This is a genomic window from Actinomycetospora lemnae (genome assembly GCF_028737315.1).
In the GTDB taxonomy this organism is placed as follows: Bacteria; Actinomycetota; Actinomycetes; order Mycobacteriales; family Pseudonocardiaceae; genus Actinomycetospora; species Actinomycetospora lemnae.
Map to the genome: position 1 here is coordinate 121,162 of NZ_JAQZAO010000002.1, position 24,457 is coordinate 145,618.

The window sequence follows — 24,457 nt, forward strand, 5'->3', positions numbered from 1 at the left end:
CTCGGGTCGACGCGGCGAGGGGCACGCTCGGCGAGTCACCGAGCCCGTCGATCATGCGCGACGCGCCACTCGGGACCGGCGCGCGCCTGCGCACCCCCACGGGCGAAGCCGGCGGGGATGTCGGTGGCGTGATCTAGCCTCACGATCGTGGGCACGGAGACGGTGGCGGAGTACGGGGCGGAGGTCGAGGCCCCGCCCCGTCCGCCCGCGCTCTCGCCCTCCCGGGCCGCCGACTTCCGGCGCTGCGCCCTGCTCTACCGCTTCCGCGCGGTCGACCGGCTGCCCGAGACGCCCTCGCCCGGCGCGCTGCGGGGCACCGTGGTGCACGCGGTGCTCGAGCGCCTCCACGCCCTCGAGCCCGCCGCGCGCGAGCCCGGTGCCGCGCGGGCGCTCGCCGGCGAGGTGCTCGACGCCCTCGACCCCGGCGAGCGCGCGCTCCTCGGCGAGGACCCGGGCGTCGACGGGCTGCTCGCCCGCTACTTCGCCCTCGAGGACCCGCGCACCGTCACCTCCGAGGCCCGCGAGCTGCGCGTCGAGGCGGAGCTCGCCGACGGCTCCCCGCTGCGCGGCTACCTCGACCGCCTCGACACCGGGCCGGGCGGGCTCACCGTCGTCGACTACAAGTCCGGGCCCGCGCCGTCGGTCCACGCCGAGGGACGGACGCTGTTCGGCGTGCGCTTCTACGCGCTGCTGCTCGCGCGGACGCGGGGCGTGGTGCCGAGGCTGCGGCTGCTCCACCTCGCCGACACCACCTCGCTGACCCTGCGGCCCACCGCCGACGAGCTCGACCGCTTCGCCCGCGTGCTCGCCGCGGTGTGGGCCGCGATCACCCGGGCCGCGCCCACCGGCGACTTCCGCCCGAACCCCGGCCCCGGCTGCACGTGGTGCCCCTTCCGCGACCGCTGCCCCGCGCACGGCGGCACGCCGCCGCCCTATCCGGGATGGCCCGGGGACACGCCCGCCACGTCAGCCACGCCCGCCACGCCCGCCACGCCCGGCACGCCCGCTCCCCTGCCCGTGCCCCGCCCCCGCTCCGCAGAGCCTTCCGGACAGACCGTGGGAGACGCCCCGTGACCGCGCTCGTGACCGAGCCCTTCTTCCGCCTGCTGCCGCCCGGGGCGGACGACCCGCCCGGCGTGCAGCGGGTGCTCGCCACCGGGTCCACCGCAGGTCCCTGGTTCCCCGACGGCCAGCACATGGGCCCGCCCAGCGCGCTGCTGGTCCGCGCGCTGGAGCAGTGCGCGCCGCGCGAGGAGATGCTGCTCTCCCGCCTGACCGTCGAGGTCCTCGGCCGGGTGCCGATGGGCGAGCTCACCGTGTCCGCCCGGGTCGAGCGCGCCGGGCGCACCATCGAGCTCGTCGTCGCCGAGCTCGCCGCCGCCGGCCGGGCGGTCGCGCGGGCCGCGGGCTGGCGCCTCGCCGTCACCGACACCGCGGGCGCGGCCACCGCGCCCGGCCCGTCGATGCCCGGCCCCGAGGCGGGCCGGGCGATCCCGAGCCCGGCGGGCTGGCTGCCCGGCTACCTCGACGCCATCGACTGGCGCTGGCTCACGGGCCACCTCGGCGAATCGGGGCCGGGACAGGCGTGGGGGCGGCTCCGGGTCCCGGTCGTGGAGGGCGAGGAGCCGACGCCGTGGCAGCGGCTCGCCTCGATCGCCGACTCCACCAACGGCGCCGCCGCGCGCCTCGACCTCAACGACTGGCTGTTCGTCAACACCGACCTGACCCTGCACGTCCACCGCGCCCCGCGGGGCGAGTGGATCGGGCTCGACGCCGACAGCGTCATCGGCCCCGAGGGGCTCGGGACGGCGTTCTCGGTGCTGCACGACGAGCACGGCCCGGTCGGCCGCGCCGCGCAGGCGCTGACGGTCCGGCCCCGCTGAGGGGCCGGACCGTCGGACAGGACGTCAGCGCTGCCCGTTGCCCGCGCCGATGGCGCGGCACGACTGCAGCGACGAGGTGACGATGCCCGTGCAGCCCAGGTCGGCGAGCTCGTCCATGATGTCGTTGACCCGCTTGCGCTCGACCATGGAGCGGACCGCGACGAACTTCTCGTTCGACAGCGGCGCGACGGTCGGCGACTCGATGCCCGGCGTCAGCTCCACCGCGCGGTCCTGCAGGTCGCGCGGGCAGTCGTAGTCGAGCATGACGTAGCGCCGGGCGTAGACGACGCCGCGCAGGCGCTCGACGAACCGCGACTTCGACCGCTCGGTCTCCGCCGAGTCGGGCACCTGGTCGAACTTGGCGTTGCGGTCGATGATCACGGCCTGCGACTCGGTGATCGGGTCCCCGATGGTCACCAGGCCGTGCTGGGCGAGCGTGCGCCCGGAGCTGACGACGTCGGCGATGGCGTCGGCGACCTGCAGCTCGATCGAGATCTCGACCGCCCCGTCGAGGCGGATGACGTCCTTCGCGGCGATGCGCTGCTGGGCCAGGTTCGCCCGCACGAGGCGCGGGTACGACGTCGCGATCCGCTTGCCGGCGAGGTCCTGGATCGTCCACTCGTTGCGGGCGGGCGCGGCGTAGCGGAACTTCGAGTGCCCGAACCCGAGCTGGAGCAGCTGTTTGACCGAGGCGCTGGACTCCTCGGTCAGGTCGTGCCCGGTGATGCCCAGGTGCAGCTGGCCCTCGGAGACGTAGGTCGCGATGTCCTTCGGCCGCAGGTAGAAGAACGTGACCCCGTTGGCCTCGTCGTGCAGGCTCAGGTCGCGGCTGTCCGTCCGTTGCCGGTAACCGGCGTCGCGCAGCATCGTCGACGCCTCCTCCGACAGGGATCCCTTGTTGGGAACGGCGACGCGGAGCATGGGTCCTTCTCCTCCCGACACCCCCGTGGGTGTCGACTACAGGTGCTTGTAGACCTCGGCGAGCGAGAGCCCGCGGCCGAGCATGATGACCTGGACGCGGTAGAGCAGCTGGGAGATCTCCTCGGCCAGCTTGTCGTCGGTCTCGTACTCGGCCGCGATCCACACCTCGCCGGCCTCCTCGAGCACCTTCTTGCCCTGGGCGTGCACCCCGGCATCCAGAGCGGCCACGGTCCCGGATCCGGCCGGTCGGTCCCGCGCCTTGCCCTCGAGCTCGTCGAAGAGCTCCTCGAACGTCTTCACGTCGAGGCATCGTCGCACGGGTGTGGAACCGGTCGCACACTGCCGGCCCCATCGGGGGTGCGCCGAACGGTCACCGAGCGCTCACCGTGCGCCGGCTCGCGACCGGTGGTCGTCCCTGCTCGTCCACAACGCCGCGCGCAGCTCGTCGACGGACAGCCCGACGAGGCTCTCGCGCAGCACCCGGCGCTCCCCCGGCGGTACGGACACCTCCGAAGGGACCACGACGACGGTCGCGCCCGCGGCCACCGCTGAGCGCGTACCGGTGGGCGAGTCCTCCACCGCGACGCACGCGCCGGGCACGACGCCGAGCAGCTCCGCGGCCCGCAGGTACGGCGCGGGGTCCGGCTTGGTCGCCGACACCTCGTCGCCGCACACGGTGATGTCGAAGAACTCCCGCCCGATGGTGTCGAGCGCGACGTCGGTCAGCTCGCGGTAGGTGCTGGTGACGAGGGCGGTCGGCAGCCCCGCCTCCCGCACCGCGGCGAGGGCCTCCCGCGCGCCGGGGCGCCAGGGGAGGTCCTCGGCGAAGAGCAGCTTGGTGCGCTCGAGCAGCCACCGGCCGTCGGCGGCGACGCCGTCCTCGTGACCCGGGTCGAGCCCCGCCGCGGCGCGCACGGCCGACACCGAGCGCGGCAGCGACGACCCGACGAGGTCCTCGCGCAGCTCGGCCGAGAGCTCGCCGCCGAGGTGGGCGGCGAGGTCGGCCAGGGACACGTCCCAGAGCCGCTCGGAGTCGACCAGCGTGCCGTCCATGTCCCAGAGGACCGCCTGCAGGTCGGTCATGCGTTGAAGTACTTCGCCTCCGGGTGGTGCACCACGAACGCGTCGGTCGACTGCTCGGGGTGCAGCTGGTCCTCGTCGGAGAGCTCGACGCCGATCCGCCCGGGCTGCAGCAGGTCGACGATCTTCGCCCGGTCCTCGACGTTCGGGCAGGCGCCGTAGCCCAGCGAGAAGCGGGCGCCGCGGTAGCCGAGCTTGAAGTACTCGTTGACGTCGGCCGGGTCCTGGTCGGCCATCGTCGAGCCGTCGGCGAAGGTCAGCTCCTCGCGCACGCGGCGGTGCCAGAACTCCGCCAGCGCCTCGGTGAGCTGCACGCCCAGGCCGTGCACCTCGAGGTAGTCGCGGTAGGAGTTGTCGGCGAACAGCGTGTTCGCGAAGTCCGCGATCGGCTGGCCCATCGTCACGAGGTTCATCGGCATGACGTCCACGCCGCCGAGCTCGCGGGCCTCGTCGCGGGTGCGGAAGAAGTCGGCGAGGCACAGGCGCCGGTCGCGCTTCTGGCGCGGGAACGCGAAGCGGTGCAGCTCGCCGGCGTCGGGCTTGGCCTCGTCGAGCACGACGACCTCCTGGCCCTCGGAGATCACCGGGAAGTAGCCGGTGACCAGCGCGGCGTGGCTCGTGATGCCCTCGGCCTGGAGCCGGTCGAGCCAGTAGCGCAGGCGCGGGCGGCCCTCGGTCTCGACGAGCTCCTCGTACGACGGGCCCTCGTCGCCCTTCTGGCCGCGCAGGCCCCACTGCCCGAAGAAGGTGGCGCGCTCGTCGAGCATCGCCGCGAAGTCCGCCAGGCGCAGGCCGCGCACGACCCGCGTGCCCCAGAACGGCGGCGTCGGGACCTCGATGCGCCGCGCGACGTCGGAGATCGCGTCGGGGTCGAACGCGGGGTTCTCCTCGCCGGCCTCGGCCTCGCGCTTGGCCTTGATGCGCTCGGAGCGCTCGCGGCGCTCCTTGCGCTCGGCCATCTTGGCCTTCTCCTCCTCGGAGGGGCCCTCCCCGGTCATCACCGAGTCCATGAGCCGCAGGCCCTCGAACGCGTCCTTCGCGTACCGGACGTCGCCCTGGTACAGCTCGCCGAGGTCGTTCTCGACGTACGAACGGGTCAGTGCCGCGCCGCCGAGCAGCACCGGGTACTTGTCGGCGACCCCGCGGTCGTTCATCTCCTGCAGGTTGTCCTTCATGACCACGGTCGACTTGACCAGCAGCCCGGACATCCCGATCGCGTCGACCTTGTTCTCGTCCGCGGCCTCGAGGATCGCGTTGATCGGCTGCTTGATGCCGATGTTGACGACGTCGTAGCCGTTGTTGGACAGGATGATGTCGACGAGGTTCTTGCCGATGTCGTGGACGTCGCCCTTGACCGTCGCCAGCAGGATCTTGCCCTTGCCGGAGTTCTCGGTGGCCTCCATGTGCGGCTCGAGGTGGGCGACGGCCGCCTTCATCACCTCGGCCGAGGCGAGCACGAACGGCAGCTGCATCTTGCCCGCGCCGAACAGCTCGCCGACGACCTTCATGCCACCGAGCAGGTCGGTGTTGATGATCTCGAGCGGGTCCTTCTCCTGCATGCCGGCGTCGAGGTCCTCCTCGAGGCCGTTGCGGTCGCCGTCGATGATCCGCTGCGCGAGGCGCTCGAAGAGCGGCATCGCGGCGAGCCTCTCGGCCCGCTCGTCCTTGGCCGACTGCGCCGACACGCCCTCGAAGAGGTTCATGAAGTGCTGCAGCGGGTCGTGCTTCTCGCGGCGGTCGTAGACGAGGTCGAGCGCGGCCTCGCGCTGCTCCTCGTCGATCTGCGAGAACGGCAGGATCTTCGACGCGTTGAGGATCGCGGTGTCGAGCCCGGCCTCGACGCACTCGTTGAGGAACACCGAGTTGAGCACCTGGCGCGCGGCCGGGTTGAGGCCGAACGAGATGTTCGACAGGCCGAGCGTCGTCTGGACCTCGGGGTAGCGCTCCTTGAGCTGCTTGATCGCGTTGATCGTCTCGATGCCGTCCTTGCGGACCTCCTCCTGACCGGTGGAGATCGGGAAGGTCAGGCAGTCGATGATGATGTCCTCGACCCGCATGCCCCAGTTCTCGGTCAGGTCCTCGATGAGGCGGAACGCCACGCGGGTCTTCCACTCCGCGGTGCGGGCCTGGCCCTCCTCGTCGATGCACAGGCCGACGACGGCGGCGCCGTGCTCGTGGACGAGGCGCATGATCTTCTGGAACCGCGAGTCCGGCCCGTCGCCGTCCTCGTAGTTCACCGAGTTGATCGCGCAGCGGCCGCCGAGCTGCTCGAGCCCGGCCTGCAGCACCTCGGGCTCGGTCGAGTCGAGCACCACCGGCAGCGTCGAGGCCGTCGAGACGTCGTGGGCGAGGCGGTCCATGTCCGCGACGCCGTCACGCCCGACGTAGTCGATGCAGAGGTCCATCCAGTGCGCGCCCTCGCGGGTCTGCGCCTTGGCGATCTCGACGCACTTCTCGTAGTCGTCCTCGACCATCGCCTCGCGGAACGCCTTCGAGCCGTTGGCGTTGGAGCGCTCGCCGATCATCAGCAGGCCCGTGTCCTGGCGGAACGGCACCGAGTGGTACATCGACGAGATGCCCGGCTCCGGCTGCGGGTTGCGGTCGGTGGGCGTGAGGTCGCGGCACTTCTCGGCGAGCGCGCGCACGTGGTCGTTCGTGGTGCCGCAGCAGCCGCCGACGAGCTGGAGGCCGTAGTCGGTGACGAACGAGGCGCAGTAGTCGGCGAGCTCGTCGGGCTGCAGGGGGTACTCGGGGCCGTTCGGGCCGAGCTCGGGCAGGCCGGCGTTGGGCATCACACTGACCGGGATGCGGCTCTGGCGGCTCAGGGCCCGCAGGTGCTCGCTCATCTCGGCGGGGCCGGTGGCGCAGTTGAGGCCGATGCCGTCGATGCCGAGCGGCTCGAGGGCCGTCAGCGCCGCGGTGATCTCCGAGCCGACGAGCATCGTGCCCGTGAGCTCGACGGTGACGTGGCAGATGACCGGCACGCGCTTGCCGTACTGGTCCATCGCCCGGTAGGCCCCGAGGATCGCGGCCTTCGACTGGAGCAGGTCCTGGCAGGTCTCGACGAGGATCGCGTCGGCGCCGCCCTCGAGCTGGCCGAGCACCGACTCGATGTACGCGTCGCGCAGCTGCGCGAACGGCGCGTGGCCGAGCGTCGGGAGCTTCGTGCCGGGGCCGTTGGAGCCGAAGACGAAGCGGGGGCGGTCGGGCGTCGAGTACTCGTCGGCGGCCTGGCGGGCGATCTTCGTGCCCTCGAGGGAGAGCTCGCGGATGCGGTCGGCGATGTCGTACTCGTTGAGGTTCGGCCAGTTCGTGCCGAAGGTGTTCGTCTCGATCACGTCGGCGCCGGCCTCGAGGTGGCCCTGGTGGACCGCGAGGACCGCGTCGGGACGCGACACGTTGAGGATCTCGTTGCAGCCCTCGAGCTGCTGGAAATCGTCGAGAGAGAGGTCCTGGTCCTGCAGTGCGGTGCCCATGGCACCATCGCCGATGAGTACTCGGGAATGCAGAGCGGACAGGAATCCAGACTCACTCGAAGTAGTCATCACACGATCGTAACGTGATCGAGGAGCAGCGCCGGGCGCACTGCGAGCCTCGTCACGACACGTAAGCTGGGCCGGTGTCAGTCTCCGACGACCCCGGGATCCCTGCTCGTGAACTGTCGGACCCGGTCATGCTGTGTGCGTTCGAGGGCTGGAACGACGCCGGTGACGCCGCCAGCACCGCGGTCGAGCACCTCGCCCTGAACTGGGACGCCACCGAGCTGGGCGCGATCGACCCCGAGGACTACTACGACTTCCAGGTCTCGCGTCCGACCGTGCGCCTGGTCGACGGCATCAGCCGGGCCATCGACTGGCCGACCACCCGTTTCACGCTCTGCCGCCCGCCCGGGTCCGAGCGCGACCTCGTCCTCGTGCGCGGTATCGAGCCGAACATGCGGTGGCGGTCGTTCGTCGCCGAGATCATCGCCAAGGCCGAGGAGCTCGGCGTCACCACCGTCATCACCCTCGGCGCCCTGCTGGCCGACACCCCGCACACCCGCCCCGTGCCGGTCACCGGCTCGTCGTTCGACAAGGCCTCCGCGGCCCGCTACGGGCTCTCGAGCTCGCGCTACCAGGGCCCGACCGGCATCACGGGCGTGCTCAACGACGCTTGCGTGCAGGCCGGCATCCCCGCCATCTCGTTCTGGGCCGCGGTGCCGCACTACGTCTCGCAGCCGCCCGCGCCGAAGGCCACGATCGCCCTGCTCCAGCGCGTCGAGGAGGTCCTCGACGTCGAGGTGCCGCTCGGCGCGCTGCCCGAGCAGGCCGAGAAGTGGGAGCGCACGGTCTCGGAGATGGCCGACGAGGACGACGAGGTGCGCGAGTACGTCAAGGCGCTCGAGGAGGCCGGCGACGCCGAGACCGACCTCGAGGAGGCCTCGGGCGAGGAGATCGCCGCCGACTTCGAGCGCTACCTGCGCCGGCGCGGCCCGGGCAGCGGCTCCGGCGGGCCCGGGGGTACGGCGGGCGGTCCGCCCGGTCCCGGCAAGGGCCCCTGGGAGCGGTGACCCGCCCGACCTCCGCGGCACCACCTCGCCCAGCGCTCGACCGTGTCCGCGTCGCGGCGCTCTACGCTGGGGGCTTCCTCGGCCCCTTCGGCGGCGGGATCACCGCGTCGATGCTGCCCGAGCTCGGCGCGGACCTCGGCCTCTCGCCCGCGGCGGCGTCCGCGTCGCTGACGGCCTACCTGCTGCCGTTCGCCCTGCTCATGCTCGTGTCCGGGACGCTCGGGCAGCGCTGGGGCGCGGCCCGGACGGTGCGGATCGCCTACGTCGCCTACGTCGCGGTGTCGCTGCTCGCGGCGGTGGCCGGCAGCGGCTGGCTCTTCCTCGGCGCGCGGGCGCTGCAGGGCGCGGCCAACGCGTTCACCACCCCGCTGCTGCTCGCGGCGCTGGCGGCGGCCACCCCGTCGGAGCGGCTCGGGCGCGCGCTCGGGGTGATGGGCTCCCTGCAGGCGGCCGGGATGACGTTCGCGCCGCTGGTCGGCGGGCTCGCCGCCGAGGTCGACTGGCGGGGGGCGTTCGTCGGCGTCGCCGTCGTCGCGGCCCTGCTCGCGGCGGCCGGACTGCCCGCCGACGCGGCGGGTGCACGGGACGAGCGCCCGCGGCTGCGCGACGCGTGGCGGCCGTCGGTGCTGCGGCTCGGGCTCGTCGCGGGGCTCGCCTGGGGCGCGCTGGGCGGGCTGGCGTTCCTCGTGGCGCTGCGGGTCGAGGACGCGTTCGCCGTCGGCGCGGGGCTGCGCGGGGCGCTGCTCACCGGGTTCGGGATCGCCGGGCTCCTCACCGCGCGCGTGGTCGGCGGCGGGGTCGACCGGCTGGGGCCCGGGGTGCTCGTGCGCGCCGGTGCGGTCGGGGGCGCGCTGCTCGTGGCCGCGGTCGGGCTCCTGCCCTCGGTGGTGGCGATCGGGGCGGTGTGGGCGGCCGCGGGCGTCGCCGCGCAGTGCGTGCTGGTCGGCGTCAACACCCTCGTGCTGCGCGGGGGGACGGCGGGCGGGGTCTCGGTGGTCCAGGCGGGGCGGTTCCTCGGGGCCGCAGCCGCGCCGGCGATCTTCCTCGGGCCCTACCACCTCTCCCCCGTCGCGGCCTTCGGCCTCGCGGGTGTGCTGCTCCTCGGGGCCGCGGTGCTCGTGCCGCGGCGCTGAGTCGCGGGCCCCCTCGCTCCCACGCCGCCGATCAGCGCGTGCCGAGGCGGCGGGCGGCGGGCAGGGCCAGGAGCGCGGCGACCACCGCGGCGGCGACGCCGAGCCCGGCGAGCGGGCCGGCGAGGCTGCCGTCCCCCGCGAGGGCCGAGAGCAGGAACGGCACCCCGAAGCCGAGGTAGGCGCAGGCGTAGAAGGTGCCGGTCAGGGCGCCGCGCTCGCTCGGCACGGCCAGGCGCGCGACGATCGCCAGCCCCGAGGCCAGGCACAGCCCGTACCCCGCGCCGAGCAGCAGCGCGACCGGCAGCAGCAGCGGCCAGGCCGTCAGCACCAGCGAGAGCAGCGCGAGCCCGAGCCCCGCGGCGCCGAGCGCCAGCCCGACCGGCCCCGACCACGCGGCGCCGAGCCGGCGCTGCAGCGGGGGCACCAGCGCGCCCGTCGACAGCGTCACGCCGGCGACGATCCCCGCGACGGCCACCGCGACGCCGGGCATCTGCGGGGTCAGCAGCAGCGGCAGCACCGTCACCGCCGTCGACGGGAAGGCGAACACCCCGAGCGCGATCGGCACCACGACCAGCACGAACGCCCACCGCGTGCCCGGCGGGACGCCGAGGTTGACGAGGGGCCCGCCCGCGCGCCGGCGCTCGGGGCCGAGCGTCTCCGGGATGCCCGGCAGCAGCGCGACCGCGCCGATCATCAGCGCGACGTGCACGAGGTAGGGCAGCACGGTCGGGAGCACCACCCACTGCCCGAGCAGCCCCGCCACCAGCGGCCCGCCGGCCCAGCCCATGGCGAGCGCGATCGTCGTCAGCCGGGCCGAGCGCCCGGGCTCGGCGACCAGCTCCCCCAGCCAGGCCGTGCCGACGCTGAACACCACCCCGGACACCGCGCCCTGCAGGAACCGCCCGAGGAAGAGCACGAGCACCGACGAGCCGGCGGCGAGGAAGAGCACCGAGACGAGCCCGGCGAGCACGACGAAGGGCACCACGACCGGGCGGCGCCCGAGGCGGTCCGACGCCGGGCCGGAGAGCAGGAGCGCGGGGATGAGGCCTGCGGCGTAGACCCCGAACGCCGCGGTGAGGGTCGTCGGGGCGAGCCCGAGCGTGTCGCGGTAGACCAGCAGCAGCGGCGTCGGGACGTTCGTGCCGAAGGCGACGACGAAGACCACGGTCCACAGCGCCCAGGCCGGGGAGAGCGCGCCCCGCCGCGCCGAGGTCCGCACGTCCGCCATGCCCCGCACCCTGCCGGATGGGCGGCCTCAGCGGGCGGTCTGCGCGGCGAGCGGATCGAGGGTGGGCCCGCGCGGGAGGAGGTCGAGCACCGCGCGCGGCGCCGGACGCGGACCGCCGAGGCCGAGGGCGACCGCCGCGCCGGGGTCGGGGACGGCGAACACGCGCCCGCCGGGGTCGACGAGGACGCCGGTCGCGGGGTCACCCGCCCCTCCGGGCGCCACGGGGAGGGCGTACGCGCCCCCGCCCGCGACCCAGGCGCCGTCGAGCGGGGGCCCGACGAGCGGGGTCGGCTCGACCGGCCCGGGCAGCCCGGGACCGGCGAAGACGGCGGTGGTGCCCGCGGCGTCGGGGCGCGCGCAGACGGTGGTGGCCGTGTCGTAGGTGACCAGGCGCGGGAAGGTGGCCGGGTAGGCGGCGACGTCGACGACCGACACCCGCGGGGCGTCGGCCAGGCGCCCGGCCGGGACGGCGGCGATGCCGGGGTCGGCGGCCGGGTCGGGGTTGGCGAACCTCGCCAGCTGGGCGACGACCGCCGGTACCTCCTGCACCCCGTCGGCGGCCACGAGGTGGAAGCGGACGCCGTCCGGGCTGACGACGGCGCCCACGGGCACGCCCAGCGCGGCGGTGCGCGACTCGGTCGGGGTCGTGCCGGTGCCGGGCACCGTGACCGGTCGCAGCGGCGGCGCCTCGGGCAGCGTGCCGAGCAGCGCCGAGCTGGCGGTGCGGGCCCGCGCGCCGGTGAGCTCGAGGCCGCGGACCACGGAGCCGGCGTCCGGGAAGATCTGCGCGCGCCGACCCGCGGTGACCAGCCAGAACCCGTCCGGCCCGCGCAGGAGCAGCGCCTCTTCGCCCGCGAGCGGACGCCCGGGTGCGGGGAGCCCGCCGAGCGCGACGGTGGTGATCACGGGGTCGGCGGCGGGGTCGGGCACCGAGGGGTCGAGGGTCGCGCGGTCGCACACCGCCCAGGCGTCGGCGATCGGGGCGGCCGGGTCGGGCAGCACCGACGGCGCGCCGGGGATGCCGGCGGGCGCGGTGCGCGGGGCCTCGGCGAGGGCGTCGTCGCGCACCGGGACGGGCGGGCCGAGGAGCCCGCCGGCGTCCGGGGCGTTGCCCGCCGCCGCGGCGAGCAGGCGCGCGGAGGTCAGGTTGAGCGCGGGGACCAGGCGGTCGGGGCCGTGCGCGACCGCGTAGAGCGCGCCGGAGGGCTCCCCGCGCACCACGGCCTCGTCGCGCCAGCCCTCGTCGCCGCGGACGAGGCCGACGACCGCGAACCCGACGAGCGCCAGCACACCGAGGACCGCGCCCACGAGCAGGGCGCGGTCCTGCCGGCGGCCGGGGTCGTGGCGCGGCGTCGGGTCGCGGCCGACCAGCGCGGACTCCAGGCGGCGCACGGCGAACCGGTGCGCCTGGACCTGGGTCGCGGTGGGCGGGTCCGACGGCACAGGGCGATGCCTACCGCATCGCGGCGCGGCGTGTGGGGCGGTCGCGGGCAGGAGCCGCGTCTACTCCGGCGCGCGGTGGGCCTCCAGGTCGGCGAGGTCGACCCACTCCAGCGTGCGGGCGTGGGTGGCCTCGAGGACGACGGGCGGGGCGACGCCGCCGTCCAGGGCCTCCTTCCACCGGGTCGCGCACAGGCACCAGCGGTCGCCGGGCTGCAGCCCCGGGAAGTCCGCGTCCGGGCGGGTGAGGTCGTTGCCGCGCTCCGCGGAGAACGACAGGAACTCCGCGGTGACGCGGGCGCACACGGTGTGCACGCCCGCGTCGTCCGGGCCGGTCTCGCAGCAGCCGTCGCGGTAGAAGCCGGTCTTCGGGTCGTGACCGCAGTCGGCGAGCTCGCCGCCGAGGACGTTCTGAGCCATGGCCCCCGCGTACCCGGCCTCAGCGCAGCGTGACCCCCAGCAGCGCGTCGACGGCGTCGGCGACGCGGGTGGGGCCCTCGGGAGTCCAGCCGGCGGCGTCGCGGCGCGCGAGCACCTCGTCGGCCCAGGCGTCGAGCGCGGCCAGCGCGCCCGGGGTGTCGAGGTCGTCGGCCAGGTGGGTACGCACCCGGGCGATCGTGTCCTCGGGGTCCGGTCCGGTCGGCGCGGCGGCGGCCTCGCGCCAGCGGTGCAGGCGCGCCTGGCCCACGGTGAGGACGTCGGCGGTCCACGACCGGTCGGTGCGCCAGTGCCCCGCGAGCAGCGCGAGGCGGATCGCCATCGGGTCGACGCGGTCGCCGCGCAGACGGGAGACGAAGACGAGGTTGCCCTTCGACTTCGACATCTTCTCGCCGTCGAGCCCGATCATCCCGGCGTGGCAGTAGTGCCGGGCCAGCGGGTGCGCGCCGGTCAGGGCCTCGGCGTGCGCGGAGCCGTACTCGTGGTGCGGGAACGCGAGGTCCGAGCCGCCGCCCTGGAGGTCGTACTGGTCGCCGAGGCGGTTGAGCGCGATCGCGGCGCACTCGACGTGCCAGCCGGGCCGGCCCTCGCCGAGGTCGGACGGCCACGAGGGCTCGCCGTCGCGGGCCATGCGCCACAGCAGGGCGTCGAGCGGGTCGCGCTTGCCGGGACGGTCGGGGTCGCCGCCGCGCTCCGGGAAGATCTCGCGCATGCGCGCGTCGGAGTACCGCGAGACGTAGCCGAAGTCCCGCGTCGCCGTGTGGTCGTGGTACACGTCCGGGTACTGCTCGTCGTCGGCGCGGTAGGCCGCCCCGCTGGCCAGCAGCTTGCCGACCAGCTCGCTGATCTCGTCGACGGCCTCGACGGCGCCGATGAAGTCGCGCGGCGGGAGGATCCGCAGCGCCGCCATGTCCTCGCGGAACAGCGCGGTCTCCCGCATGCCCAGCACGACCCAGTCGACGGAGTCGCGGTCGGCGCGCTCGAGCAGCGGGTCGTCGATGTCGGTGACGTTCTGGACGTAGTGCACGTCGTGGCCGGCGTCGAGCCAGAGGCGGTTGATGAGGTCGAACGCCAGGTAGGTCGCCGCGTGGCCGAGGTGGGTCGCGTCGTAGGGCGTGATGCCGCAGACGTACATCCGCGCGGTGGCCCCGGGCGAGGTGGGCCGGACCCCGCCGCTGGCGGTGTCGTGCAGGCGCAACGGCGGTGCGCTGCCGGGGATCCGCGGGACGTCGACCGATGACCACGCTCGCATGACCCCGAGCCTATGCCCGCTCCCGGCGAGAAGGGCCGTCCTGGTGGCGAACCGCTCGCCGGCGCTGGACCGAAGACCGATCGGGACCCCGGCCGGGTCGTGTCGGCGGGGCGCGGCGTGGGCGAGCACGCCGGCCCCGCACGGGATGACGGACCCGGCCGGGGTGGCCAGGAGCCGCGGGGGGGATCGGCTCCAGCCACCGTCGAGCCTACGCGCTGTTGCCCCTCGTGGTCGTGACGCCCGGTTGCCCGCGATTCGTCCACCCGGTTGGGGCACCCAGCTGTCCGCTGATGTGCTCAGCGTCGTCGGCGGCTCGCGAGGTAGTCGCTCACCACCGCCGCGCCGAGCCCGTCGAGGTCCGGGTTGACGACCCGCCCACCGGCCCGCCGGGCCACGAGGTCGACGAACGCCTCGAGCCGCGGGTCGTCGCCGAGCATGAACACGGTCATCGCCGCGTTGAGCCGCGCGAGCGCGTCGACCTCCCCGAGCGTCGCCCGCAGCGTCTCCGGGCTCGGCGGGTAGTCGAACGTCGCGTGCCCGTCCGGCTCGAGGTGCGCGGTCGGCTCGCCGTCGGTGACGACGAGGACGACCGGTGCCGCGTCGGCGTTCTTGCGCAGGTGCCGCCCGGCCAGCAGCAGCGCGTGGTGCAGGTTCGTGCCCTGCTCCCACGCCCCCTCCAGGGCGGTCAGCTCGCCGAGCTCGACCTCCTTCGCGTGCCGGCCGAACGTGACGAGCTGCAGCGCGTCGCCCCGGAACCGCGTCGAGACGAGGTGGTGCAGCGCCAGGGCGGTGCGCTTCATCGGCACCCAGCGGCCGTCGGCGACCATCGACCACGAGGTGTCGACGCAGAGCGCCACGGCCGCGCGGGTGCGCTGCTCGGTCTCGACGATCTCGACGTCGGTGACGTCGAGGGCCCGCGGGTCGCCCGAGGCGTGCCGCATCTCCGCGTTGAGCAGGGTCCGCGGCACGTCCCACTGCTCCGTGTCGCCGAACGACCAGGGCCGCGTGGCGCCCGTGGCCTCCCCCGCCGCTCCCGACCGCTGCGTCTCGCGCTCGCCACGCCGGGTCGACAGCGATCCCACCACGTCGCGCAGCGACGACTGCCCGAGCTGGCGCAGCGCCTTCGGCGAGAGCATCAACGAGCCGTCGGCCGCGCGTTGGAACACGCCCTGGCGTTCGAGCTCGCGCTGGAGCTCCGCGAGCCGCTGCGCGTCGACCCGCGCCTGTTCACCGAGCGTGGCCTCGAGGGCCTCGAGGTCGATGTCCTCCATGCGCGCGCCCGGGTAGGACTGCGAGAGCTGCTCGGCCAGGGCGTCCATCTGCCCGAGCTCCTCCATGGCCCGGGTCGCCTCGCCCATGCCGAGCGGGTCCTCGCCGCGGAAGCGGCCGCGGCCCTGCCAGTCCTCGCCGGGCCGCAGGCCCTGCAGCTGCTGGTCGAGACGCCCGAGCTGCTCGGCCAGCCGCGGGTCACCGAAGGCCTGCTGCATGAGGCCCTCGAGCTCGGCACGCTGCTCGGCCGACAGCGAGTTCATCATCCGCTGGGCCGCCGCCGCGCGTTCGGCGAGCAGGTCGATCAGCTCGTCGGTGTTCTGCGGGTTCTCCGGGAAGAACTGGCCGTGCTTGCCCATGAACTCGCGGAACTGGTCCGTCGTGTCCTCGCCGCGGCCGTGCGCCTCGAGCAGGTCGTTGAGGTCGGAGATCATCTCGCGGACGGCCTCGACGTCCTCGGGCGTCGCGTTCTCCATCGCCTGCTTCATGCCCTGGAAGCGCTGGTCGAGCGCCTCCCGGCCGAGCAGGTCGCGGATCTGCTCGTAGGCCTGGCGCGCCTCGGCGTTGCGCCAGTCGTAGTCCTCCAGCTCGCGGACCGCGCCCGCCGGCGAGGGCGGCAGCGCGTCGAGCTGCATCTCGCGGAACCGGGCGTCGTCGGAGTCCTCGGCCTGCAGCGAGTTGCGCTCGGCCTCGAGCGCCTGCTCCAGCAGCTCGCGGACCTCCTGCAGGGTGCCGTCGAGCCGGTGGGTGCGCTGCAGCCGGCTGCGGCGCTCGTTGAGCCGGCGCATGAGGTCGTCGAGACCCCGCTGCTCCCCCAGCCCGCGGCGCATCAGCTCCTGCATGGCCTGCCGCGGCGACGTGCCCTCCATGACGTCGCGGCCCAGCTCGTCCATCGCCTCGCGCAGGTCGAACGGCGGGGCGAGCGGGTCCGGGCCGTCGTCGTACCGGCCGTAGGAGTAGCGGCCGCTGTGCGGGCCGCCCGGATCTGTCGGATCAGCCGCCATACGCCACCGTCCCGTCGTCGGCGTCCCCGCTGTTCAGGCTGTCCTTGGCCAGCTTGCGCGTGAGGTAGAGGTGCTCCAGCGCGAGCTCGACGGCGCTGGCCAGCGGCCCGGGGGCCTCCGTGCCGGCGGCGCCGAGGCGCTCGGCCACCGTGTAGACCACCGAGATCGACGGCAGGGCGTCGACCACCTGGCGCGCGGCCACCCGGTCGCCGGTGACGACCCGGCGCGAGCCCTCCAGCGCCGACACGCCGTCGGCGAGCGGCGTCAGGTCGACCCCGGCCAGGCGGGCGCGGGCGGTCTCCGTGATCGAGCGGCGCAGCAGGTGTGTGAGGAGCTCGGCCTCGCGGCCCTCCTCGCCCGACTCGAACTCGAGCTTGCCGCGCAGCACCGGCGGCACGGCTTCGAGGTCGACGGGCCGGGCGACGGCGGCCTCCTCGCCGGTCACCGCGGCACGGCGCAGCGCGGCGGCCGCGACGGTCTCGGCCGCGGCGATCGAGAAGCGGGCGGACACGCCGCTGCGCTGGTCGACCGCGCCGGACTGCCGCAGGTGGCGGGTGAAGCGCGCGAGCACCTCGACCAGGTGGTCGGGCACCTCGGCGACGAGGTGGGCCTCCTGGCGGACCAGGGCGACCTCGCCCTCGACCTCGAGCGGGTAGTGGGTGCGGACCTCGGCACCGAACCGGTCCTTGAGCGGCGTGATGATCCGCCCGCGGTTCGTGTAGTCCTCGGGGTTCGCGCTGGCCACGAGCATGATGTCCAGCGGCAGGCGCAGCGTGTAGCCGCGGACCTGGATGTCGCGCTCCTCCATGACGTTGAGCAGCGCGACCTGGATGCGCTCGGCGAGGTCGGGCAGCTCGTTGATCGTCACGATCCCGCGGTGCGCGCGCGGGACGAGGCCGTAGTGGATCGTCTCCGGGTCGCCCAGGCTGCGGCCCTCGGCGACCTTGACCGGGTCGACGTCGCCGATGAGGTCGGCCACCGAGGTGTCCGGCGTCGCCAGCTTCTCGGCATAGCGCTCGTCCCGGTGGCGCCAGGTGATCGGCAGGTCGTCGCCCATCTCGGCGACCCGCCGGCGGCTGGCCGGGATGATCGGCTCGGCGGGGTGCTCGCCCAGCTCGGAGCCCTCGATGACGGGCGTCCACTCGTCGAGCAGGTTCACGAGGCTGCGCAGCAGCCGCGTCTTGCCCTGACCCCGCTCGCCGAGCAGCACCACGTCGTGTCCGGCGAGGACCGCGCGCTCGAACTGCGGGAGCACGGTCCGGTCGAACCCGACGATCCCCGGCCAGGGATCCACGCCGTCCCGCAGGCGGGCCAGCAGGTTGTCACGCAGCTCGGTCCGCACGCTGCGGACCGTCGCCGCCGGGTGGCCGCTGCGGGCCAGCTCACCGGCGGTGGTGGGGAGATCGGTGGGTACGGAGGGAGCAGAGGTGGAGCTCACCTCCCCCACGCTACGACGACGATCGCGATCCGGCCGCCGACAGCGGGGTACGGACGGTCCCGGGCAGCGCCGCCGAACGGACCCGGGCGACGAATCCCCCGAAGGTGGCCCGCGACGCGCCGTCACGCTGCGTGCTGTCTCGACACTCACCGGAGTTGACTGCGGGCCTCTCCCCGCGCGGGGCGGGGGGCGTCGTCGGGGGAGTTCATGCAGCGATCCGTGCCGCGATCTGTGCCGCGATCCGTGCTGGTGACCGGGGTGTCGGCCCTCCTGCTGCTCGGTGGTGCCGGGCCCGCCCTTGCCGCGCTCGCCGTCGACGACGCGACCTGCACCGAGGCCTTCGCCGCCGGCGTCTCGAACATCCCGGCGGGCACGCCGGGCTACCGTCCCGCACTCGACCGCGACGACGACGGGTTCGCCTGCGACCAGGGCGACCCGGCGAACACCGCGGGGGCCGAGGAGGTCGCGGACGAGATCGCGGACGAGATCGCGGACGAGATCGCGGACGAGGAGGTCGCCGACGGCGGGCAGGTGTCGGTGATCCCGGTGGGGTCCGCACCGACCGGCGACGGCTCGCGCGCCGACGTCACCCCGGAGGTGACCGCGCCCGAGGACGGGCTGGTGACGCCGTCGGTGGCGTGGTGGTCGGTGACCGGGCTCGTGCTGGTGGGCGTGGCCGCGCTGCGGGCCCGGTACGCCCGTCCGGCGTCGTCGCGGCGGTGAGCCGGCATCGTCGCGCCCGACGGCGCCGCCCGCTCCCCGCCCCCGACTCCTCGCTCGTGGTGCGGGCGCTCGCCGTGCTCGCGTTCGTGCTGGCCGCCGGGTGCGCGGCGATGGGCGTCGCCACCGCCGCCCGCGCCGACCCCTGCCCGCCGGCGACGGCACCGTGGCGCGCCGGCGCGACGCCGATGCCCGCGTCCGAGCCGGTCGCGCTGACCGTCGACCGGATCGACGCGTGCTCCTCGCTCGTGCCGGTCGGGGTGGACGAGCGGCGGCGCATCGAGGTGCCGTCGGTCCACACACCCGAGCAGGCCGCCTGGTACCGGCACGGACCGACCCCCGGCGAGCGGGGGCCCGCGGTGCTCGTCGGGCACGTCGACGGCGACGGGCGGCGCGGCGTGTTCGCCGACCTCGCGGCGGCGACCGCGGGCGACCGGATCACCGTGACCCGCCGCGACGGGTCGGTCGCCGTGTTCGCGGTGGTCGGCACGGTGCAGGTGTCGAAGAACTGGTTCCCCACCCGCGACGTCTACGGCGACACCGCCGGCCCCGAACTGCGGCTGATCACGTGCGGCGGGGCGCTGGACCGCACCGGCCACTCGTACACCGACAACGTCATCGTCTACGCGCGCCTGGTCGGTCGGGGCTGACCCGGGGCTGACCCGGGGCTGACCCGGGGCTGACCCGGGGCTGACCCGGGGCTGACGCTGTCCGCTCGCGCCGTGTCACGATCACCGGCATGGGCAGGCTGGACGGTGCCGTCGCCGTCGTCACCGGGGCCGGGCGGGGCATCGGCCGCGGCATCGCCGAGGTGCTCGCCGCCGAGGGTGCGACGGTCGTGGCCACCGACGTCGACGGCACCGACGCCGAGGACACCGCCCGGACCGTGGGCGGCGGAGCGATCGGCCTCGCCACCGACGTCGCGTCCCGCGCCTCGGTCGACGCGATGGTGGCCGACGTCCAGGAACGGCACGGGCGGATCGACGTGCTGGTCAACAACGCCGGCATCGACGTCATCGGGCCGTTCGTCGAGTCCGACCCCGCCGACTGGGACCGCATCATCGCGGTCAACCTCTACGGCGTCCTGCACACCTCCCACGCCGTGCTGCCGCTCATGGTCGCCCAGGGCGGCGGGCGGGTGGTCAACCTCGCCTCCGACGCCGGGCGCGTGGGCTCGTCCGGCGAGGCCGTGTACTCCGCGGCCAAGGGCGGGATCATCGCGTTCACCAAGACCACGGCCCGCGAGATGGCCCGCCACGGCATCGGCGTCAACTGCGTGAGCCCCGGGCCGACCGACACCGCGCTCCTCGCCGCCGTCACCGAGCACGACCCGAAGCTGCACGACGCGCTGGTCCGGGCGATCCCCCTGCGCCGGCTCGCGCAGCCGGTCGACATCGCGCACGCCGTCGCCTTCCTCGCCTCGCCCGAGGCCGCCTACATCACCGGCCAGACGCTGTCGGTCAGCGGCGGCCTGTCGATGAGCTGACCCCGATGAGCTGACCCCGACGAGCTGACCCCGACCCCGGGAGGTCCCCGTGTCCCTCGACGACTACCGCCAGCTGACGTTCGAGCGCCGCGACAACGGCGTCCTGCTCATCACCATCGACCGGCCCGACAAGTACAACGCCGCCGACGAGGAGCTCCACGGCGAGCTCGCGCGGGTGTGGCGCGACGTCGACGCCGACCCGGACGTCCGCGTCGCGGTGATCACCGGGGCCGGGAAGGCGTTCTCCGCGGGCGGCGACCTCGCGATGGTCGAGCGGATCGCCGGCGACTACGACCGCGTCCAGCACATGCTGCGCGAGATGTCCGAGATGGTCTACAACGTCATCGGCTGCGACAAGCCGATCGTCTCGGCGATCAACGGGGTGGCGGTCGGCGCCGGGGTGGTCGTCGCGCTGCTCGCCGACGTCGCCATCGCGGCCGAGGACGCCAAGCTCGGCGACGGGCACGTCAAGCTCGGCGTCGCCGCCGGCGACCACGCGGCGATCATCTGGCCGCTGCTCGCCGGGATGGCCAAGGCGCGCTACTACCTGCTCACCGGCGAGATGGTCACCGGCGCGGAGGCCGAGCGCCTCGGCATGGTCGCGAAGGCGCTGCCCCGCGACCAGGTCCTCGACGAGGCCCTGCGCGTCGCCGACGTCCTCGCGACCGGCAGCCAGCAGGCCATCCGGCTCACCAAGCGCACCCTCAACAACTGGCTGCGCAGCGCCGGCCCCACGTTCGACCAGTCGGCGGCCTACGAGATGCTGACCTTCATGGGCCCCGACGTCGTCGAGGGCTACACCGCGCTGCGCGAGAAGCGGGCGCCGCGCTTCCCGTCGGCGGCCGACTGACCCGGGACCCGCCGTCGCGAGTGGGCGATCCCGAGGAGGGCCACCGCCCACACCGGTACCTGCACCAGCATCGCGACGCGGAAGGCCTCGAGCGTGTAGGTGTCCGGGGTGCCCGCGCCCTGCAGGTCGAGCGCGACGCCGACGAGCAGGACGACCAGCACGGTGGAGACGAAGCCGCCGACGTTGACGATCCCCGACGCACGCCCGATCCGTTGCGGCGGCACGGCGGCGCGGGCGATGTCGAACGCGACGAGCGAGGCCGGTCCCCCGCTGCCGAGCACCACCACGTGCAGCACGAGCAGGGCCAGGGGCGCGGGGCCGGGCCAGGCGAGGACGACGACCCACATCAGCGCCTGGGCGACGGTGCTGGCCACGACGAGCGTGACCCGGCGGTGCGGGAGGCGCCCGGCGAGGGTGCCGACCACCGGCCCGACCGCGATGCCCGCGACGACGTAGAGCGCGAGCAGGCCGCGCGCGGTGCCGCTCGCGAGACCCTCGCCGCCGGTGAGGAACGGGAAGCCCCAGAGCAGCCCGAAGACGTTGCCGGGGAACGGGGACGCGAGGTGGCACCAGAACGCCAGCCGCACGCCGGGCTCGCGCAGCGCCGCCCCGAGGCCGCCCTGGACCGCCGGGCTGCCTGCGCTGGTCGAGCTCCGCTCCGCTCCGTCTCCCGCCGGCGCCGGCGCGCCGGCGGGCCCGTCGCGCACCACCGCGACGACGAGGACGGCGACGAGCACCGCGGTGCCGCCGGCCGCGAGGTAGGCGGGCGTCCAGCCGGTGCCGACGACGAGCGCGGCGAGCGGGACCGCCGAGACCACCTGCCCGAGCTGGCCGAGGATGCCCGCGAGCTGGTTGTAGAGCGGCACGCGGCGCGCCGGGAACCACGACGGGATGAGGCGCAGGACGCTGACGAAGGTCACCGCGTCGCCGGCGCCGACGAGCATCCGCCCGGCCACGGCGAGCCAGAACGGCGCCGCGAGCGCGAGCACGACCTGCCCGAGGGCGACGAGGACGGCCCCGCCGGCGATCACCCGGCGCGGGCCGACGCGGTCGACGAGCACGCCCGCCGGGATCTGCAGGGCGGCGTAGACGGCGAGCTGCACCACCGCGAGCAGCGAGAGCACGCCCGAGGAGACGTCGAAGCGCTCGGCGGCGGTGACGCCGGTCGCGGCGAGCGACGACCGGCCCAGCACGGCCGCGATGTAGGCGAGGACGGCGACGCCCCAGACGGCGAGGGCGCGACCGGAGCGACGTGGGGGGACGACGGGGCTGGTCGGCGAGCTCACAGGAGCCGCGTCCCACCGATGGGGAGGTCCCAGAGGTCGGCGCGGTCCCGCCCCGTCCGGACCCACTCCTCGCGGACCCGCTCGAGCGGCTCGAGCACCGGCTCGCCCGAGAGCACGAAGGTCCCCCAGTGGATGGGGACCACGCGGCGCGCGCCGAGGTCCCCGGCCGCGCGGACCGCCTCGGCGGGGTCCATGTGCACGCCGCGCAGCAGCCGGCGGGGCGCGTAGGCGCCGACCGGGAGCAGGGCGACCGCGATGTGGCGGTGCCGGGCGCCGATGCGCGCCGGGAAGGGCCCGTAGCCGGTGTCGCCCGCGTGCAGGACGCTGCGGCCGTCGGCACCCGTGACGACCCAGCCGCCCCACAGCCGGCGGCAGGTGTCGAAGAGCGTCCGCCGCGACCAGTGGTGGGCGGGCACGAACTCGACGGCGACGCCCCCCACGCGGGTGCTCTCCCACCAGTCGAGCTCGGTGACGTCGGTGAACCCCCGGCGCGCGAACCACGGCGCCCCACCACCCCCGACCAGCACGGGCGTCTCGCGCGGCAGCCGGCGCAGGGTCGGCGCGTCGAGGTGGTCGTAGTGGTCGTGGCTGAGGAGCACCGCGTCCAGCGGCGGCAGCTGCTCGGGCGTCAGCGCGGGCGGGGTGAGGCGGCGGCGGGCACCCGGGATGCCGCCGGCGAGCACGGGGTCGACGAGCAGCGTCACGCCGTCGACACGCAGCAGCGCCGACGAGTGGCCGAGCCACGTCACCGCGATCTCGCCGGGCCCGGCGGGCGGGAGCGGCCGCGCGTCGACCACCGGCACCCGCGCCCCGGTGCGCTCGGCGCCGGCCGGCATGGAGCGGGCCAGCTCGAGCACCTGCAGCGGGTTCAGCAGGCCCGCGGTGCGGCGGTGGTGGAAGTCGCGCGGCCAGCGCGGATCGCGGCGTGCGGACGGCACGGCGGGGCACCTCGGATCAGGGGGCCACGTGAGCGAACTTTCGAGCTATAGGTCGCAAGTCCGCTCACGTGGGGTCGGTCAGGTCAGTGGCTCAGAACGCGGGCCACGGGATCGGGGGCCAGCGGCCCCCGGGGGCGGGCAGCTCGTTCGCGTCGAGGAGCCGCGAGACCCGCGAGCGCAGGGCACCGACCTCGGCGCGGGTCAGGTGCTCGTGCAGCGTGTCGTCCAGGCCGGCCGGGTTCCCGGGCGAGAGCTTGGCCCGCAGCGTGCGGAGGCACTCGACGACGTCCTCGGTCAGGGGCTCGCCCACCCAGCCCCACAGCACCGTGCGCAGCTTCTCCTCGCGGTGCAGGCAGATGCCGTGGTCGACGCCGTAGACCCCGCCGTCGAGGCCCGCGAGGACGTGCCCGCCCTTGCGGTCGGCGTTGTTGACGACGACGTCGAGCGCCGCCATCCGCCGCAGCGCCGGGTCGTCCGCGTGCACGAGCAGCGCCGGGTCGCCATCCATCCCACGCGCGCGCAGCACCGTGCGCCAGCCCTTGCCCACGTCCTTGGGGGCGAGGATGTCGACCAGCTCGCGCTCGTCGTCGGTCTCGATCCAGCGCTGGACCATGCCGGGCCCGAACGGCCCGTCGCGCAGCACCGTCGGCGGCACGACGCCGAAGCCGGCCGCCTCGCTGACGAGGTACGTCGCCACCTCGCGGCCGGCGAGGGTGCCGTCCGGGAAGTCCCAGAGCGGGCGCTCGCCGCGCACCGGCTTGTAGACGCACCGCTCCTCGACGCCGCCCCACGAGATCGAGCACAGCAACGTCGTGTTCGACGCCTCGGTGAGGCGTCCCTCCACCTCGATGCGCCCGTGGAGCAGCAGCTCCTCGGACTCCGAGGTGTCGGGCCGGTGGGTCGGGTTCCGCTCCGCGTCCACGCGCCTACTCGGGGCTGGTGACGCGGCGGAAGCCGTTCTGACGCGGGCAGATGTGACCCGCGGCGTCGAGCGGCTGGGTGCACAGGGGGCACAGGCGACGACCGGCGGAGACGACCCGCTCGGCCCGCGTCGCGAACGCGCGGGCCCCGGCCGGCGACAGGAACACGCGCAGGGCGTCGGGGCCCTCGTCGGTGTCGTCGAGGACGACGGACTCGTCGATCTCCTCCTCGGTGACCGCGAGCAGCTCCACGACGACGTTGCGGGACTCGGCGTCCCAGCCCAGGCCCATCGTGCCGACCCGGAACTCCTCCTCGACCGGCACCTCGAGCGGCGAGGTGTCGACCTCCTCCTCGGGCACCGAGACGGGGACCTCGGCGCCGAAGCGGCGCGAGACCTCCTCGAGCAGGGTGCCGATCCGCTCCGAGAGCACCGAGACCTGCTGCTTCTCCAGCAGCACGCTCACCTTGCGGGCCTGCTCCGTGGCCTGCAGGTAGAAGGAGCGTTCACCGGGCTGCCCGACGGTCCCGGCGACGAACCGGTCGGGCTGGCGGAAGACGTGGATCACCCTGGGCATGGCATCTCGATCGTAGGACTCCGGGCGGGGCGCCGCCGAGGGACGG

At 74.9% G+C, this 24,457-nt stretch carries 22 protein-coding genes; 8 read left to right on the forward strand and 14 right to left on the reverse strand.

Translation table 11 applies throughout. From position 1 onward, the window contains the following. The first annotated feature begins 144 nt into the window (after nucleotides 1-144). Both PGB27_RS04290 and PGB27_RS04295 read left to right on the forward strand, forming a co-directional pair. Entirely contained in the window at nucleotides 145-1,074 is a 930-nt protein-coding gene (locus PGB27_RS04290; protein ID WP_408630017.1) for a RecB family exonuclease, read from the forward strand. Continuing rightward, a complete protein-coding gene (locus tag PGB27_RS04295; RefSeq protein WP_408630007.1) occupies nucleotides 1,071-1,883 on the forward strand; it encodes a thioesterase family protein in 813 nt (270 codons plus the stop codon). Before PGB27_RS04290 ends, PGB27_RS04295 begins: the two co-directional genes overlap by 4 nt. Nucleotides 1,884-1,907: 24 nt before the next feature. Here PGB27_RS04295 and hisG read toward each other — a convergent pair whose 3' ends face one another. From hisG to metH, 4 genes are all read right to left on the reverse strand, one after another. Further along, nucleotides 1,908-2,804, reverse strand: a complete 897-nt coding sequence (gene hisG / locus PGB27_RS04300; protein ID WP_274199116.1) for an ATP phosphoribosyltransferase — start codon at nucleotides 2,802-2,804, stop codon at nucleotides 1,908-1,910. A gap of 36 nt (nucleotides 2,805-2,840) precedes the next feature. After that, the gene (locus PGB27_RS04305; RefSeq protein ID WP_274199117.1) at nucleotides 2,841-3,104 is read right to left on the reverse strand and encodes a phosphoribosyl-ATP diphosphatase; all 264 of its coding nucleotides are present in this window, start codon (nucleotides 3,102-3,104) and stop codon (nucleotides 2,841-2,843) included. Between the two features lie 81 nt (nucleotides 3,105-3,185). Beyond that, on the reverse strand, nucleotides 3,186-3,887 hold the full coding sequence (locus tag PGB27_RS04310; RefSeq protein ID WP_274199118.1) for an HAD family hydrolase: 702 nt from the start codon (nucleotides 3,885-3,887) through the stop codon (nucleotides 3,186-3,188). Continuing rightward, a complete protein-coding gene (gene metH / locus PGB27_RS04315) occupies nucleotides 3,884-7,429 on the reverse strand; it encodes a methionine synthase (RefSeq protein WP_274199119.1) in 3,546 nt (1,181 codons plus the stop codon). Before metH ends, PGB27_RS04310 begins: the two co-directional genes overlap by 4 nt. A gap of 128 nt (nucleotides 7,430-7,557) precedes the next feature. On the opposite strand from metH, the gene PGB27_RS04320 reads away from it, so the two are divergent. Then, nucleotides 7,558-8,433: a PAC2 family protein gene (locus PGB27_RS04320; RefSeq protein WP_274199120.1), complete on the forward strand. Its 876-nt coding sequence runs from the start codon at nucleotides 7,558-7,560 to the stop codon at nucleotides 8,431-8,433. Beyond that, nucleotides 8,430-9,566 (forward strand): MFS transporter, encoded by a 1,137-nt coding sequence (locus tag PGB27_RS04325; protein WP_274199121.1) that lies wholly within the window; start codon nucleotides 8,430-8,432, stop codon nucleotides 9,564-9,566. The genes PGB27_RS04320 and PGB27_RS04325 overlap by 4 nt, the downstream gene beginning before the upstream one ends. 31 nt (nucleotides 9,567-9,597) lie before the next feature. Here the strand turns inward: PGB27_RS04325 and PGB27_RS04330 are convergent, their stop codons facing one another. From PGB27_RS04330 to PGB27_RS04355, 6 genes are all read right to left on the reverse strand, one after another. Continuing rightward, nucleotides 9,598-10,794 (reverse strand): MFS transporter, encoded by a 1,197-nt coding sequence (locus PGB27_RS04330; RefSeq protein ID WP_274199122.1) that lies wholly within the window; start codon nucleotides 10,792-10,794, stop codon nucleotides 9,598-9,600. Between the two features lie 27 nt (nucleotides 10,795-10,821). Then, a complete protein-coding gene (gene eccB / locus PGB27_RS04335; RefSeq protein WP_274199123.1) occupies nucleotides 10,822-12,237 on the reverse strand; it encodes a type VII secretion protein EccB in 1,416 nt (471 codons plus the stop codon). Nucleotides 12,238-12,297: 60 nt separating this feature from the next. After that, nucleotides 12,298-12,654 (reverse strand): DUF2237 family protein, encoded by a 357-nt coding sequence (locus PGB27_RS04340; protein ID WP_274199124.1) that lies wholly within the window; start codon nucleotides 12,652-12,654, stop codon nucleotides 12,298-12,300. Between the two features lie 19 nt (nucleotides 12,655-12,673). Beyond that, a complete protein-coding gene (gene mshC / locus PGB27_RS04345; protein ID WP_274199125.1) occupies nucleotides 12,674-13,924 on the reverse strand; it encodes a cysteine--1-D-myo-inosityl 2-amino-2-deoxy-alpha-D-glucopyranoside ligase in 1,251 nt (416 codons plus the stop codon). 296 nt (nucleotides 13,925-14,220) lie between these two features. Then, nucleotides 14,221-16,197: a vWA domain-containing protein gene (locus PGB27_RS04350; RefSeq protein WP_274199126.1), complete on the reverse strand. Its 1,977-nt coding sequence runs from the start codon at nucleotides 16,195-16,197 to the stop codon at nucleotides 14,221-14,223. Further along, nucleotides 16,187-17,635, reverse strand: a complete 1,449-nt coding sequence (locus tag PGB27_RS04355; protein WP_274199127.1) for an ATP-binding protein — start codon at nucleotides 17,633-17,635, stop codon at nucleotides 16,187-16,189. The genes PGB27_RS04350 and PGB27_RS04355 overlap by 11 nt, the downstream gene beginning before the upstream one ends. A 249-nt stretch (nucleotides 17,636-17,884) precedes the next feature. Between PGB27_RS04355 and PGB27_RS04360 the strand changes: the two genes are divergently transcribed. The 4 genes from PGB27_RS04360 (at nucleotide 17,885) to PGB27_RS04375 (ending at nucleotide 20,691) form a co-directional block, all read left to right on the forward strand. Further along, nucleotides 17,885-18,358 (forward strand): excalibur calcium-binding domain-containing protein, encoded by a 474-nt coding sequence (locus PGB27_RS04360; protein ID WP_274199128.1) that lies wholly within the window; start codon nucleotides 17,885-17,887, stop codon nucleotides 18,356-18,358. Next, on the forward strand, nucleotides 18,355-19,005 hold the full coding sequence (locus tag PGB27_RS04365) for a class F sortase (RefSeq protein WP_274199129.1): 651 nt from the start codon (nucleotides 18,355-18,357) through the stop codon (nucleotides 19,003-19,005). Before PGB27_RS04360 ends, PGB27_RS04365 begins: the two co-directional genes overlap by 4 nt. Before the next feature lie 89 nt (nucleotides 19,006-19,094). Next, entirely contained in the window at nucleotides 19,095-19,841 is a 747-nt protein-coding gene (locus PGB27_RS04370) for an SDR family NAD(P)-dependent oxidoreductase (RefSeq protein WP_274199130.1), read from the forward strand. A 49-nt stretch (nucleotides 19,842-19,890) separates the two neighbouring features. Beyond that, entirely contained in the window at nucleotides 19,891-20,691 is an 801-nt protein-coding gene (locus PGB27_RS04375) for an enoyl-CoA hydratase/isomerase family protein (protein ID WP_274199131.1), read from the forward strand. Here the strand turns inward: PGB27_RS04375 and PGB27_RS04380 are convergent. The 4 genes from PGB27_RS04380 to PGB27_RS04395 form a co-directional block, all read right to left on the reverse strand. Continuing rightward, nucleotides 20,637-21,977 carry an MFS transporter gene (locus PGB27_RS04380; protein ID WP_274199132.1) on the reverse strand — a complete coding sequence of 447 codons (1,341 nt, stop codon included), beginning with the start codon at nucleotides 21,975-21,977 and terminating at the stop codon, nucleotides 20,637-20,639. The two genes, PGB27_RS04375 and PGB27_RS04380, sit on opposite strands and share 55 nt — an antisense overlap. Next, entirely contained in the window at nucleotides 21,974-22,915 is a 942-nt protein-coding gene (locus PGB27_RS04385) for an MBL fold metallo-hydrolase (RefSeq protein WP_274199133.1), read from the reverse strand. Before PGB27_RS04385 ends, PGB27_RS04380 begins: the two co-directional genes overlap by 4 nt. 91 nt (nucleotides 22,916-23,006) lie before the next feature. Next, nucleotides 23,007-23,837: an SCO1664 family protein gene (locus tag PGB27_RS04390; RefSeq protein ID WP_274199134.1), complete on the reverse strand. Its 831-nt coding sequence runs from the start codon at nucleotides 23,835-23,837 to the stop codon at nucleotides 23,007-23,009. Between the two features lie 4 nt (nucleotides 23,838-23,841). Continuing rightward, a complete protein-coding gene (locus tag PGB27_RS04395; RefSeq protein ID WP_274199135.1) occupies nucleotides 23,842-24,411 on the reverse strand; it encodes a DUF3090 domain-containing protein in 570 nt (189 codons plus the stop codon). Nucleotides 24,412-24,457 lie beyond the last annotated feature (46 nt).

Excerpts from the sequence above, each read along its gene's own strand:
- hisG (WP_274199116.1), bottom strand. The coding sequence starts at position 2,804 with ATGCTCCGCGTCGCCGTTCCCAACAAGGGATCCCTGTCGGAGGAGGCG.
- PGB27_RS04310 (WP_274199118.1), bottom strand. The coding sequence starts at position 3,887 with ATGACCGACCTGCAGGCGGTCCTCTGGGACATGGACGGCACGCTGGTC.
- metH (WP_274199119.1), bottom strand. The coding sequence starts at position 7,429 with ATGACTACTTCGAGTGAGTCTGGATTCCTGTCCGCTCTGCATTCCCGA.
- PGB27_RS04320 (WP_274199120.1), top strand. The coding sequence starts at position 7,558 with ATGCTGTGTGCGTTCGAGGGCTGGAACGACGCCGGTGACGCCGCCAGC.
- PGB27_RS04330 (WP_274199122.1), bottom strand. The coding sequence starts at position 10,794 with ATGGCGGACGTGCGGACCTCGGCGCGGCGGGGCGCGCTCTCCCCGGCC.
- PGB27_RS04340 (WP_274199124.1), bottom strand. The coding sequence starts at position 12,654 with ATGGCTCAGAACGTCCTCGGCGGCGAGCTCGCCGACTGCGGTCACGAC.
- mshC (WP_274199125.1), bottom strand. The coding sequence starts at position 13,924 with ATGCGAGCGTGGTCATCGGTCGACGTCCCGCGGATCCCCGGCAGCGCA.
- PGB27_RS04350 (WP_274199126.1), bottom strand. The coding sequence starts at position 16,197 with ATGGCGGCTGATCCGACAGATCCGGGCGGCCCGCACAGCGGCCGCTAC.
- PGB27_RS04370 (WP_274199130.1), top strand. The coding sequence starts at position 19,095 with ATGGGCAGGCTGGACGGTGCCGTCGCCGTCGTCACCGGGGCCGGGCGG.
- PGB27_RS04395 (WP_274199135.1), bottom strand. The coding sequence starts at position 24,411 with ATGCCCAGGGTGATCCACGTCTTCCGCCAGCCCGACCGGTTCGTCGCC.